This window comes from Pseudoalteromonas sp. SG45-2 (genome assembly GCF_014164115.1).
In the GTDB taxonomy this organism is placed as follows: domain Bacteria; phylum Pseudomonadota; class Gammaproteobacteria; order Enterobacterales; family Alteromonadaceae; genus Pseudoalteromonas; species Pseudoalteromonas distincta.
Genome location: NZ_JACJEO010000001.1, coordinates 212,727 through 226,088, shown reverse-complemented (window position 1 = coordinate 226,088; position 13,362 = coordinate 212,727). Strand labels below are relative to the sequence as shown.

Annotated in this window: 12 protein-coding genes, 1 tRNA gene and 1 pseudogene; 7 read left to right on the top strand and 7 right to left on the bottom strand. The window is 37.8% G+C overall.

What is annotated here, in order from left to right:
- Positions 1–312: 312 nt before the first annotated feature.
- From nrdA to yfaE, 3 genes are all read left to right on the top strand, one after another.
- Positions 313–2,595, top strand: a complete 2,283-nt coding sequence (gene nrdA, locus H5116_RS00980; RefSeq protein WP_002961160.1) for a class 1a ribonucleoside-diphosphate reductase subunit alpha — start codon at positions 313–315, stop codon at positions 2,593–2,595.
- Between the two features lie 65 nt (positions 2,596–2,660).
- Complete coding sequence (gene nrdB, locus H5116_RS00975) at positions 2,661–3,791, top strand: class Ia ribonucleoside-diphosphate reductase subunit beta (protein ID WP_002961159.1); 1,131 nt, start codon at positions 2,661–2,663, stop codon at positions 3,789–3,791.
- Positions 3,791–4,063, top strand: a complete 273-nt coding sequence (gene yfaE, locus H5116_RS00970) for a class I ribonucleotide reductase maintenance protein YfaE (RefSeq protein ID WP_076923973.1) — start codon at positions 3,791–3,793, stop codon at positions 4,061–4,063. The genes nrdB and yfaE overlap by 1 nt, the downstream gene beginning before the upstream one ends.
- A gap of 34 nt (positions 4,064–4,097) precedes the next feature.
- Here yfaE and H5116_RS00965 read toward each other — a convergent pair whose 3' ends face one another.
- A complete protein-coding gene (locus H5116_RS00965) occupies positions 4,098–4,685 on the bottom strand; it encodes a DUF1287 domain-containing protein (protein WP_182715355.1) in 588 nt (195 codons plus the stop codon).
- Positions 4,686–4,712: 27 nt separating this feature from the next.
- Positions 4,713–5,186, bottom strand: a complete 474-nt coding sequence (locus H5116_RS00960; RefSeq protein ID WP_182715354.1) for a hypothetical protein — start codon at positions 5,184–5,186, stop codon at positions 4,713–4,715.
- A 293-nt stretch (positions 5,187–5,479) separates the two neighbouring features.
- On the opposite strand from H5116_RS00960, the gene H5116_RS00955 reads away from it, so the two are divergent.
- Complete coding sequence (locus H5116_RS00955; protein ID WP_182715353.1) at positions 5,480–5,890, top strand: hypothetical protein; 411 nt, start codon at positions 5,480–5,482, stop codon at positions 5,888–5,890.
- Between the two features lie 561 nt (positions 5,891–6,451).
- Positions 6,452–7,441 (top strand): annotated as a pseudogene (locus tag H5116_RS20510) (alpha/beta fold hydrolase).
- A gap of 137 nt (positions 7,442–7,578) precedes the next feature.
- On the opposite strand, the gene H5116_RS00945 reads toward H5116_RS20510, so the two are convergent.
- Together H5116_RS00945 and H5116_RS00940 are read right to left on the bottom strand one after the other, a co-directional pair.
- Complete coding sequence (locus H5116_RS00945) at positions 7,579–8,007, bottom strand: hypothetical protein (RefSeq protein WP_002961147.1); 429 nt, start codon at positions 8,005–8,007, stop codon at positions 7,579–7,581.
- A 199-nt stretch (positions 8,008–8,206) separates the two neighbouring features.
- Complete coding sequence (locus H5116_RS00940; RefSeq protein ID WP_002961145.1) at positions 8,207–8,386, bottom strand: hypothetical protein; 180 nt, start codon at positions 8,384–8,386, stop codon at positions 8,207–8,209.
- 280 nt (positions 8,387–8,666) lie between these two features.
- On the opposite strand from H5116_RS00940, the gene H5116_RS00935 reads away from it, so the two are divergent.
- Positions 8,667–9,056, top strand: a complete 390-nt coding sequence (locus H5116_RS00935) for a YkgJ family cysteine cluster protein (protein ID WP_149602763.1) — start codon at positions 8,667–8,669, stop codon at positions 9,054–9,056.
- Positions 9,057–9,271: 215 nt separating this feature from the next.
- Positions 9,272–11,641 (top strand): TonB-dependent receptor, encoded by a 2,370-nt coding sequence (locus H5116_RS00930; protein ID WP_182715352.1) that lies wholly within the window; start codon positions 9,272–9,274, stop codon positions 11,639–11,641.
- Positions 11,642–12,002: 361 nt separating this feature from the next.
- Here the strand turns inward: H5116_RS00930 and H5116_RS00925 are convergent, their stop codons facing one another.
- The 3 genes from H5116_RS00925 to H5116_RS00915 all read right to left on the bottom strand — a co-directional run bounded on the left by H5116_RS00925 (position 12,003) and on the right by H5116_RS00915 (position 13,223).
- Positions 12,003–12,623, bottom strand: coding sequence for an FKBP-type peptidyl-prolyl cis-trans isomerase (locus H5116_RS00925; protein WP_002962890.1), 621 nt, complete (start codon positions 12,621–12,623; stop codon positions 12,003–12,005).
- Between the two features lie 69 nt (positions 12,624–12,692).
- Positions 12,693–13,079 (bottom strand): hypothetical protein, encoded by a 387-nt coding sequence (locus H5116_RS00920; RefSeq protein WP_024597253.1) that lies wholly within the window; start codon positions 13,077–13,079, stop codon positions 12,693–12,695.
- A gap of 53 nt (positions 13,080–13,132) precedes the next feature.
- A tRNA-Ser gene (locus H5116_RS00915) sits at positions 13,133–13,223 on the bottom strand.
- Between the last annotated feature and the right edge of the window lie 139 nt (positions 13,224–13,362).

Here is a 13,362-nt window from a genome sequence, read left to right as displayed (position 1 = left end):
GCGTAAATTTAGCAGATCATTAGTTGATTTTTACATATTTCAACTTAAATGATTGTTCGAAGGTGAGTATCTACTAACACAAATACGTTATCCCGAAGTTATCCACAAATAGGGGCAATTATGTCCCTTGCAAAACAACTCAGACCACACTATCTTGTGATCTCTAAATTGAACAACACCAGATATTGTGGCCAAATGTTATTCAATTAAATTCGCAAATATGGCGAAACTTATAATAAATGAGTATATACCTTGCCCCGGCGAGGTATAAAGCATTGGTCAAAATACATAATTCCCAAGGAATACAGGCAAATGAACCAACAGTTATCTGTAAGCAAACGTGACGGGCGTAAAGAGCCTCTTGATCTGGATAAGATCCATCGCGTTATTGAGTGGGCCGCCGAAGGTTTAAACAACGTTTCGGTTTCGCAAGTTGAATTAAAGTCGCACATTCAGTTTTACGACGGTATTCGTACTAAAGACATTCACGAAACCATCATTAAAGCAGCAGCGGATCAGATTTCAAAAGAATCGCCTGATTACCAATACTTAGCTGCACGTTTAGCTGTATTCCATTTACGTAAAAAAGCGTACGGTCAATTTGAGCCACCACGTTTATTTGACCACGTAACAAAAATGGTTGGCGATAAACGCTACGATGCTCATTTACTAGTAGATTACACAGAGCAAGAGTTAGATGAGCTTGATGCATACCTTGATCATTCTCGCGATCTTAACTTTAGCTACGCTGCTGTAAAGCAACTTGAAGGTAAGTACCTCGTTCAAAACCGTGTATCGGGTGAAATATACGAAAGTGCACAGTTTTTATATATTTTAGTTGCGGCAAGCTTATTTTCAGATTACCCACGTGAAACACGTACTGATTACATTAAACGTTTTTACGATGCAGTATCTTTATTTAAAATATCTCTACCAACGCCAATTATGTCGGGTGTACGTACGCCTACTCGCCAGTTTAGCTCGTGTGTATTGATTGAATGTGGCGACAGCCTTGATTCAATCAATGCAACGTCCTCAGCTATTGTTAAATACGTTTCACAACGTGCGGGAATTGGTATTAATGCAGGTCGAATTCGTGCGCTAGGTAGCCATATTCGTAACGGCGAAGCGTATCACACAGGTTGTATCCCTTTTTATAAGCACTTTCAAACAGCGGTTAAAAGTTGTTCACAAGGTGGTGTACGTGGCGGCGCAGCAACATTATTCTACCCGCTTTGGCATTTAGAAGTAGAGAACCTACTTGTACTTAAAAATAACCGTGGTGTAGATGACAACCGCGTTCGCCACCTAGATTACGGCGTACAGTTTAATAAATTAATGTACTCTCGTTTAATTAAAGATGATTACATTACATTATTTAGCCCATCAGATGTGCCTGGCCTTTATGATGCATTTTTTGAAGACCAAGCTGAGTTTGACGCACTTTACGTTAAATACGAACAAGACGAGTCTATTCGTAAAAAACGCATTAAAGCCATTGAGCTTTTCTCTATGTTTGCGCAAGAGCGTGCAAGTACTGGTCGTATTTATTTACAAAATGTGGATCACTGTAATACACACAGCCCATTTATTTCTAAAGTTGCGCCAATTCGCCAATCTAACTTATGTTTAGAAATTGCATTGCCAACTAAGCCACTTAATAACGTGAATGACGAAGAAGGCGAAATTGCCCTTTGTACACTTTCTGCGTTTAACCTAGGTGCAATAGAGTCACTTGATGAGCTTGAAGAGCTAGCTGAACTTGCAGTACGCGCACTTGATAACTTACTTGATTTCCAAGACTACCCTGTACCGGCTGCTAAAAATGCAACTATGGGTCGTCGTACACTAGGAATAGGCGTAATTAACTACGCATACTACCTAGCTAAAAACGGTAAACGTTATTCTGATGGCAGCGCTAATGCATTAACACATAAAACCTTTGAAGCTATTCAATATTACTTAATGAAAGCATCAAACGAGCTTGCTAAAGAGCGTGGCGCGTGTCCTAAGTTTAACGAAACAACGTATTCACAAGGTATTATGCCAACAGATACGTACAAACGTGATTTAGATAAAATTTGTGATGAGCCACTTCATCTTGATTGGGATACACTACGTGCAAGTATTAAAGAGCACGGTATGCGTAACTCAACACTAAGTGCGTTAATGCCATCAGAAACATCGTCGCAAATCTCTAACGCAACTAACGGTATTGAGCCACCACGTGGACATATTAGCGTTAAAGCAAGTAAAGACGGTATTTTAAAACAAGTTGTTCCTGAGTATGAGCGTTTAAAAGATCAGTACGAGCTACTATGGGACATTCCATCAAACGATGGTTATTTACAGCTTGTTGGCATAATGCAAAAATTTGTTGACCAAACAATTTCTGCAAATACAAATTATGATCCAAACAAGTTCGAAGGCGGTAAAGTACCTATGCAAGTCTTATTAAAAGACTTACTAAGCGCGTACAAACTAGGTGTTAAAACCTTGTATTACCACAATACTCGCGATGGCGCCTCAGATTCACAAGAAGATGCTCCAGAAGTGGAAGATGACGATTGTGAAGGCGGCGCGTGTAAAATATAACTGCTGATTTTTATTTTAAGCGGGCATTTAGCCCGCTTTTTCTGATAGTTTTTTGAGTGATAAACATGTCTTATACTACTTTTAGCCGGAACCATAATAACCAAATGCAAGAGCCAATGTTTTTTGGCCAAACTGTAAACGTATCTCGTTACGACCAACAAAAATACCCAATTTTTGAAAAGTTAATTGAAAAGCAACTGTCTTTCTTTTGGCGTCCTGAGGAAGTAGATGTAAGTAAAGACCGTTTAGACTTTCAAGCATTACCAGATCACGAAAAGCATATATTTTTAAGCAACTTAAAATACCAAACACTGCTTGATAGTGTACAAGGTCGTTCGCCAAACGTGGCTCTACTTCCAATTGTATCGCTACCAGAGCTTGAAACATGGATAGAAACTTGGGCGTTCAGTGAAACAATTCACAGCCGCTCATACACGCATATTATCCGTAACGTAACACAAGCACCTGAGCTTATTTTTGATGACATTGTTAGCAACGATAAAATTAGCGAACGTGCTGATGCCGTAACTAAATACTACGATGACTTAATTAACTCTGTATCGCTTTACAACTTATACGGTGAAGGCAAACACGAGATTAACGGTAAAACAGTTATCATTAATTTATTTGAGCTTAAAAAGAAACTTTACCTGGCTATGATGTCAGTAAATATTCTTGAAGCGATTCGCTTTTACGTAAGCTTTGCATGTTCGTTTGCATTTGCTGAGCGCGAGCTAATGGAAGGTAACGCTAAAATCATCAAGCTAATTGCACGCGATGAAGCACTTCACCTTTCTGGTACTCAGCATATTTTAAACATTATGCAAGACGGTAAGGACGATCCAGAAATGGCGATTGTTGCTGCCCAGTGCCGCGACGAAGCAATTAAAATGTTTGTTGATGCTGCAGAGCAAGAAAAAGAGTGGGCCGAATACTTATTTAAAGATGGTTCGATGATTGGCTTAAATAAACATATTTTATGTCAGTACGTTGAATACATTACCAATGCACGTATGACTGCGATTGGTTTGCCAGCACAGTTTGAAAATAACAGTAACCCTATCCCGTGGATAAACTCGTGGTTAGTGTCTGATAACGTGCAAGTAGCACCACAAGAAGCAGAAATAAGCTCATACCTTGTTGGTCAAATAGACTCTCAAGTTGATGCATCAGAATTTGGTGATTTTGATTTATAATGAGTGACAAGTCTACTGCAAGCATAACGCTTGCAGAAAACAGCCAGTGTATAGAATTTACCGCTGGCTGCCCTTCTCTTCTACACTGCTTAGAATCCATGAAAATAGACGTCGCATTCCAATGCCGTGAAGGCTATTGCGGCGCTTGTAGAGCAACTTTAGTATCAGGCAGTGTTGAGTATAACGAAGAGCCACTTGCGTTTGTCCGTGAAGGCGAAATATTGTTGTGCTGCTGTAAACCCAATGGCAATGTAAGTATTAATCTGAAATAAAATTAATACTTACATATACCGTTTATTGAGCGCATCAATACTGTGGAACAAACCGGTAATGCCCTGTAATTTTGTAATCAAAAAGCATGTCACTTTTTTGCGGCCCACGCCCAATATTATGCACAATGAGTGGATTACCTGTATCTTGAGATGATTCATTAATCACCATGCCTATATGAGGTAAATTACCTGGTAACATCCACGTTACTATATCGCCGGTTTTATAATCACTCACTTTGTTAGATTTACTTAATACGTTTGCATGGCGCTCAAAGTAAGCTTGTAAATTTGGAACACGTCGGTGATCTATATTTTTATCAGGCTTATTTAAACCCCAAATACGTTTAGATGGATACAGTGTAAAGTTATTTTGCATGTCTTCATGCACGAGTTTCTGTAAATCGATGCCTAACTTTCTGTAACTTCTAATTATTACATCGGTGCACACACCTACATTCTTAGGTACATCACCACCAGGATAGCCAATAGAGCGATAAGCCCCGTCGTAAGCCACATCATGAGTTGTCCGCTCAAGTAAAGCTGAAACAATGTCTTCTTCAAACGAAGCTGCATTAGCATTAATACACGCTAAAGTAAGTAAACACCCAATAACCTTGTTCATATAAATTCCTTTAAACCTAAGGTTGAATTACAGCGTTTGAGATACGTACTTAGGCACATCTATTTTATCGCCTTTACTTACGAATTGCTCATCCAGCGCATATGCCATTTTTTCAAGCGGTGCGTCGTTGTATCCCACACGTTGAATTTCGCTAATGTAACGTAGGATAAACACGTCTGGACCAAGTTTAAGCCACTGCGCTACATGCACAAGCTCATGAAAATGAACCCTCAAATCTTTGGCAGCATCAGGAAGTATATAATATGTATTTTTATACGTTATTCCTGCTACATCCATATCTACAAAATCGCCTAAACCCATTTCTCGCAGACCCGCAAAGTTTGGCTTTGGTATTTGGTCTACAACAACGTAATACGCGTTTTTTAAAAACTCGGCAGGATAAAACCCATAAAATTCATTAATGAATTTATCACAACTCACTTTTTGACTACTGTATTTTAAATTTGTAGCGTCAATCCAATTTTCTATTTGTTCTAGCACAGCTCCTCTCCTAAAGTACAAATGCAACACACCATGTGTAAACCTTAATCTAATATTGTAGTAAATTTTTTAACCAGCACTTTTAGTATTAACACCTCGCAACTAGCGAAGAAAATAGAACACATAGAATATCTAAACACAAAGCTCTAAATCAAAATTATCATATAAGCATAACTGGTCTATAAACAGTAAAAACCTTTTTTATACTTTTTAAAGTGTTATTATTTGTAACTAAAACAGTAACACTTAGAATCATGTATAATTTTACTAATACACTCTTTCGCATGAAAATAATGCGTTTCAGTCCCATTGTCTTACTGAGCATATTAAGTAATACAGTAAATGCTGAAAATATAAAACCGTTCACATCAGATGGCTGTAGTGCTTTTCCGGACGGCACCACAAAAGATAAAAAGTTGTGGCTTGCATGTTGTAAAGCGCACGACTACGCCTACTGGCAAGGTGGCACTTATTGGCAACGTTTAGAAGCAGATAAAGCCTTGCAACAGTGTGTTATTGAAGCCGGCGAAACGAGTATAGCGAACATTATGCTTGCTGGAGTTCGATTTGGTGGCAGCCCTTATATACCATCGACTTTCAGATGGGGCTATGGTTGGCCCTATCCTAGGTTATATCAAGCATTAACAGCTGATGAAATTAAGCAAATTGCTGCTTTAAAAACGGTATTAACTCAAACCAATTAACACATTGTGAAAAACTGGGTTATGCAAATAATATCAAAAGGAATTGAATCACTATGCTTATACTGTTAAGTGTCATTTTAACTTTGTTTCCAACGGTAATATCTTATTTTGTTTCACGTAATTACGCTAAAAAGGCTAAAGCGACTAATAAAGGTGCTTACATCAGAGCTGTGCTTTGGCCTAGTGTTTTCTCGTGGACACTATTTGCTGCTGTTGGGCACGGTGCCATCACCTTCCCCTTACCTTCAACGTTTGCGCTCGCGTTATATATGTTTCTATATGACGAACGTGGTATCTATTTCCATCCTCACATATTTTTAAGCCCAACGATTCCAATAGCCGTTTATTTAATAAGCTATTTCAAATACAAAAAAGCGGCCAATAAAGAGCTAACGCCCTAGCCCACTATTGGCTCATCAGTATCTTGTAAGGTCCGAAGCTGCACTTACTCCAGCTGTGCACTTCTTTGCTGTGAAACTACAGCGTTATTATCTGAATATAAATGTGTAAATAACAGGTCTGGTAAATAAAGCGACATTACCAAAAATAACGAGTTTACCTATGCCCCTAGATATACAAAAAAGCCTTAAAGTAAAACCTGCTCACATCGTCTCATTTATTGTGTTTTTATTAGTTTCAATATCTACGTTTACCGCTCAAGTATATGCCGCTGATGCTGTATGGCCTTCAAAAACCACTTACAAATATGCAAATGTAAATGGTAAAAAGATATTTTACCGAGAAGCTGGCGCGCAGCATAAGCAAACCATTGTACTTTTACATGGGTATCCGTCGTCTTCACACAGCTACCGAGAATTCATCCCACTCTTATCAGGTCGTTATCATGTGATTGCACCTGATTATTTAGGCTCTGGTTATAGCGCACGCCCAAACCCAAAAACTGAAAAATATACTTTTTAATTTCTAGCTCAATACGTTGAAGGATTACTAACAACACTTAAAGTAAAGCACTACAGCCTTTATATACAGGACTTTGGAGCTCCTGTGGGCTTTAGAATGTTGTTAAATAACCCAAATAAACTTGATGCACTTATTGTACAAAATGGTAATGCGTATTTAGAGGGGCTAACCCTACCGAGGCAAGCTTTTTTTAAAGCCGCGAATGAGGACAAATCACAAGCGCAGAGTGATAAAATTTATTCGTTCACGTCTAATAAAGCCATTATTAATAAGCAATATTTACGAGACGTACAAAGTAACCCAGAAGTAATGAGCCCTGATAGCTGGACGCACGATCTTCACTTTTTACAAACTAAATCCGATAGAGTAATTCAAGTACAATTGCTACAAGATTACTACAATAACCTTCTCGACTACCCTAAATGGCAAGCTTATTTACGCAAGTACCAACCAGCAACATTAATTGTATGGGGTAAAAACGACCCTGCGTTTATAGCCGCAGGCGCTAAAGCATATTTAAAAGATGTACCGAACACTGAAATACATTTACTCGATTCAGGACACTTTAGTGTTGAAGAAAAACCAGTTGAGATTGCAAAGTACATTGTGAACTTTATGGATAAGCTATAAATAGCGGAAATAAAAAACGCTGAGGGTATAAACCATCAGCGTTTCATTAAATTGTACTAACTTAAGCTAAATCCAAAGAAATAGTATTTAATATGGGTAACTGTCAGATCAAGTCTGAGCTAGTAAATTTTAAGTATTTAACCTTCTTCTTCAATAAGTGACTCTAGTAGATCGTGTATTTCAGCTTTAAGCTCTTTATCTTCAATTTTATTAGCACTAACCTTAGCATTTTGAAGATTTTTAATAGCCTCGTCTTTTTGACCAAGTTCTAGCTGCAGTGTAGCCATTGAAAAAGAAACTGATGACATGTGATCTTTGTTATTAATCGCAACAGACTTTTCTAATGCTTTTTCATAAGTCGTGATTGCCTCTTCTAGCTCTTCGGTAAAATCAGCCAAAGTTTCCCATTGTACTGGGTGATCTTTTGAGGTATTTTCGTTTTCAATACAAATCGCTTTTAATTGAGCAAATAAAGATTCAAATTTTTCTCGGTTATTTTTGTTAGCCGCCGCCATTAAATCTTCTGCTAGGTCATGTACCGCTTTATATATTTTTGTATTCATCATCACTGGTTATCCTTTAGTGCAACTAAACTAATTTACTGACTCAATTTAGCTAAAATGTATCATTACAGTCATTATAAAATGTATTTAAACAACTGATTTATTTAATTTGGTGTATAGCGTAATAATACATTAATAATGAACATCGCGTAGGCGTTAAACACACTGTAATTAAACTTTATCGCAATTACTCTTAGTAACCTCACACACTGAATAAACTTGCAACCCAATCCAACGTAAAGATGGTCGTAAACACTTTAAGTGCAATGACAACTATAAATAATAAGATGATTGCCGCTTTGGCTTTGCTACTTTTGAGGTTGTTCCAATATAATAACTTTGCATTAAATTCTGTTTTTAACTTAGTAACAGCTTCTTTCATAATTACATCCTACTTAGGGATCCCGCTCAGCAACATTTAATAACTACACAGCTGCCCAAGCAGGTTTCATAATATTTTTCGCCACCTTAGAGTAAAGCATTAAATAAAGCCTGTACTATATAAAATGTAACAAGGGGTTTTAACTTAAGTTATTGTATCTAACTTTTTTACACACCCAAAAAGCAAACACTGGGGCAATTCAGTAGAGCGTTAATAATAAATTTGGTGCTACACTAATAGCTAACTTAAATGTGTTAACAGCCAACTAAATTAGCAAATTATGAAAGAGTGCAACCAGTGTGGTAAATGCTGTATTAAATATGGTGGCGGCGACTTAAGCGCAACGAAAGAAGAAATAGATTTATGGGAGCTCTTTAACCCCGAAATTTATGAGTACGTTAAAAACAACGAAATTTGGTTTGACCCAAAAACAGGCTTAAGACTTCAAGTGTGCCCATTTTTAGAAATTGCGCCTAAAAAGGAGCCTCTCGCTAAAAATATGTATACCTGCAGTATTTACCTTGACCGTCCAGAAGACTGCCGTCACTACCCTAGCCTTATTTCAGAGATGATCCGCGACGAATGCGAAATGATTGAATCTATAGATATAACAAACCAGACAAGAGCGCAGCATAAACTAGATTTGATAATGATAGATAGCCGCTCTTAAATACACAGATAAACCTGCAGCGCTATGAGTCTCGCACTTAAATAAATAAGTATTTCTATTAACATACCTATTATTATAATTTTTATAAAATTGGTTTAATCGTCATTTTTAGATCATTCATCGCAAAACACAAAGTTATACTATAACATTGTTGATTCACTGATTTTGCGGTGTTATATTATATCACAACATAATAACCGCGAACCAATATATCCATGACAAAGTTAACATTAATCTCCTCTGCTATTTTTTCTGTTTTATGTTCTCAATCAGCTTTGGCTGCCACTGTTACTGGCAAAGTAATGGATGATAAAAATCAACCAATTAAAAATGCCTCAATTCATGTGCATGGTAAAAACCAAAGCGTTAAAAGTAATGATTTAGGCGAATTTGCTATAGAAATCGATGCAAATAGCCAATTACATATTAGTAAAGACAACTACGTAGACTCTCGTATTGCTGTAAGCGAATCTTCAAATAATCTGTCTGTGTCACTTAAACCAACATCAGTTGAGACAGTGGTTGTTTATGCCTCTGCACTTCATAAAAATAGCCTCGAGATGATATCGCCAGTAAGCGTGCTCTCAGGTGATGAATTAAGAAATAAATCTAAACCAACTCTTGGTGAAACGCTAAAAGGTTTACCAGGCGTAAATGCAAGTTACTTTGGCCCTGTATCATCAAGCCCAATTATTCGTGGTTTAGATGGCCCTCGCGTTAAAATCACACAAAACGGATTAGATGCCAGCGATGCATCACGTATTGGCCCAGACCATGCGACATCAAGCGATAGCCTAGCAGCAGAACAAATTGAAGTATTACGTGGCCCAAGTACCCTACTTTATGGCTCTGGTGCAATTGGCGGTGTTGTAAACGTGGTTGATAACCGCATTCCTACAGACAATATCGACGAGCTTACGGGTGCTGCTGAATACAGCCACGATACAGTGTCAAACTCAAACACAGTAGCTGCAAAACTTGAAACAGGTAATGAAGGCTTTAACTTTCATTTTGATGGCACTAAGCGCAGTGGCGATGATTACCAAACACCTACCTTCACTATTGCCGACGATGATGGCGATGTAGAAACAGAGAATTCTGTAGAAAATACTTTTATTGATAGCGAAACACTTAACTTTGGTACTAGCTATGTTGGCGATCATTTAACGATTGGTTTTTCGTACGGTAGCATTGATACCGATTACGGTATTCCTGGGCATGAGCATCATCACGATCACGAAGGTGAAACTGAAGAAGAGCATGCAGAACATGAAGACGAAGCAGCTGAAGAGCCGGTTTATGCACATTTAGAGCAAGATCGCTGGCAAGGGCTTGTAAGTTACGCCCTTCATAATAACTGGATTGAAACCATCAACCTACGTGTTGGCTACACAGATTACTCGCACAGCGAAATTGAAGATGGCGAAATTGGTACTACTTTTAAAAATAAAACGACTGAAGCACGTTTAAATGTAGAGCATAAGTTTGCTGATTGGCACGGAATGATGGGCTATCACTACAGCGATTCTGACTACGATGCAATTGGTGAAGAAGCCTTTACACCCGCAAGTGTAACTACAACTAACGCATTATATTTACTAGAAGAGCGTGAATTTGGCGACATTACAATTGAACTTGGCGCACGTGTTGAAGATTACAAAATTGAAAGCCAAATCACGGCACACGAGCATAGCCACGATGAAGTAGAAATAGATCACAGCGACGAAGAAACCATTGGGTATAATGAAAGTTTTACCAATTTAAGTGCCTCTGCTGGTGCCATTTGGCAATACAAGCCGGGTCATAGTATCGCTACGAGTATTTCTCATTCAGAACGAGCACCACTTTCGGCAGAGCTTTTATCTAACGGTTTACACATTGCAACTGGCACTTACGAGCTAGGCCTTGGTTACAATATTGAAGATAATGAAGCGCATTTTGAGCCAGAAAATATCAAGCAGGAAACTTCAACAAACTTAGATTTAAGCTTTAGACGCTTTAGCGGTGATTTTGGTTACACCGTTAACTTTTTCTATAACGATATCAAAAACTTTTATTTTCAAGAAAATACGGGGTTAGTTTACGATGAAGAAGATGGTTTAGAATCAGCTATTGGTGCACATGACGATGCTGTTGCGGTTTATCAATTTACAAGTAAAGACGCAGAGCTTTATGGAATTGAGTTTGACGCGCATTACCAAGTAACACCAAGCGCTATGGTTAAAGTATTTGGTGACTCAACTCGTGCAAAACTAAAAGACGACGAAGGTAATTTACCACGTATCCCTGCCAATAAATTAGGCTCTGAGTTACAGTACGATTTAGGTGACTTACAACTAACATTAACGGGTACTCATTACTTTGATCAAAACGATGTAACTGCCTTTGAAACTCAAACTGATGGCTATACGTTATTTGATGCACAAGCTAATTACCAATTAGGTTTAGGCAGTGTCGATGCACAGCTGTATATAAACGTTGATAACATTACTGATGAGTTAGGTTTTGTACATAGCTCATTTATTAAAGATAAAGCCCCACTACCAGGCAGAAACTTCCGCTTTGGTGTTCGTGGCTATTTTTAATAATTAAAAGTAGTTTTAGTTTATAAACCGCATTTTATTAATGCGGTTTTTTTATTTTTAGAATATATAATATCGATCGGCAATAATACTTGATCAATTCAAGGGATTAAACTTTGCGCTAACTGCGTAAAAAATTATGATATACGACTGCATGGATGCAAAAGGTAGAGCAATGCAGGAGCAATTAGTGATAACAATTAGTTAAAAAAGTTTTTGCCTTGTTATCAACCCTATTTTCTTAGCGCAAAATAGATCACTTAATTAATCGAATTGGTATAAAACACTTAGATTACAGACACAAAAAAGCCGTATTCAGATTGAATACGGCTTTTTAAACTCTTAATTTTAAAATTTATTTAAATTAAGAAATGATTTCGTGTAGTTCAACGTCAAATACAAGCGTTGAGAAAGGTGCGATTGCAGCACCTGCGCCACGTTCACCATAAGCAAGCTCATGAGGAACGTAGATACGCCATTTAGTACCTACAGGCATCATTTGTAATGCTTCAGTCCAGCCTTTGATCACGCCACCAACTGGAAATTCAGCTGGTTGACCGCGCTCGTATGAGCTATCAAACACAGTACCGTTAATTAGTGTACCGTGGTAATCAACACGTACTGTAGACTCAGCTGTTGGCTTTTCGCCTTCGCCAGTCGCTAGTACTTCATATTGAAGACCAGACTCAGTTACTGTGATTTCAGGACGTTTTGCGTTTTCTTCTAAGAATGCAATACCTTCGGCAGAAAGTACTTTAGATTCTTCTTCACGACGAGCTTGGATCTCTTCGTTAATTTTTTCGAATGCAGCTTGAATCTCAGGGATCTCAACTTGAAATGCGCTACCAGCGTACGCATCTTTCATGCCTTCAAATACTGAATTTAGGTTTAAGCCTTCAAAAGGATTAGACTTAAGTTGCTCACCCATTTGTAAGCCAATACCGTAACTTGCTTTTTCAGCATCTGTAGTAAAATTATCTGACATAATGTGTTTTTCACGTTTTGTTAGTTAAAAGACACGTATATGCTATCACAAAATAAACCCCGTTTGGGGCTAGTTTTTGCTGAGTTTTAGCTTAATTAGGCCAACAATATAACTACAAAGCGGTAAAGTGAATAAAATTCCAACAAGTAAAGGAATAGCTAATAATCCAGATTCACCAGACAATAAAAATGGCACTGCAACTAAGCCTACTAAACCAATAAAAGCAGAGCCAATTACTGGCCAATGTTTATCATATTTAGTAATAAGATGGGCAGCCAAAATATTAAAACCAAGACCATAAGCAAAAGCGGTAATTAATGGATATTCTGGCTGTGCGTCGACCGCCATTTTTGCCAACAAGCTAATAGCACTTTGATAGCAGTAACCAAATACCACCCATAATAAAAGATGTTTTATTAATAGCTGTGAGGTTGATAGGTTCGTTGCTTTAGTCATTAATTAAACTCCACAAAGCAAAAAACCGCCTATAAGGCGGTTTTTTTAAATAATGGTGGAGAGATAGGGATTTGAACCCTAGATGGGCTATAAACCCATGCCGGTTTTCAAGACCGGTGCATTCGACCACTCTGCCATCTCTCCGTACGGCGCGAATAATATGGTTAAACGTGTTACTTGTAAAGAGCTAAATATAAATTAATCGTAAATAATAATTAAACGATTAAAAACAAGTCACATTGCGCTTTTGTTAAGCTAATTACTTCAACACGCTTATTAATTC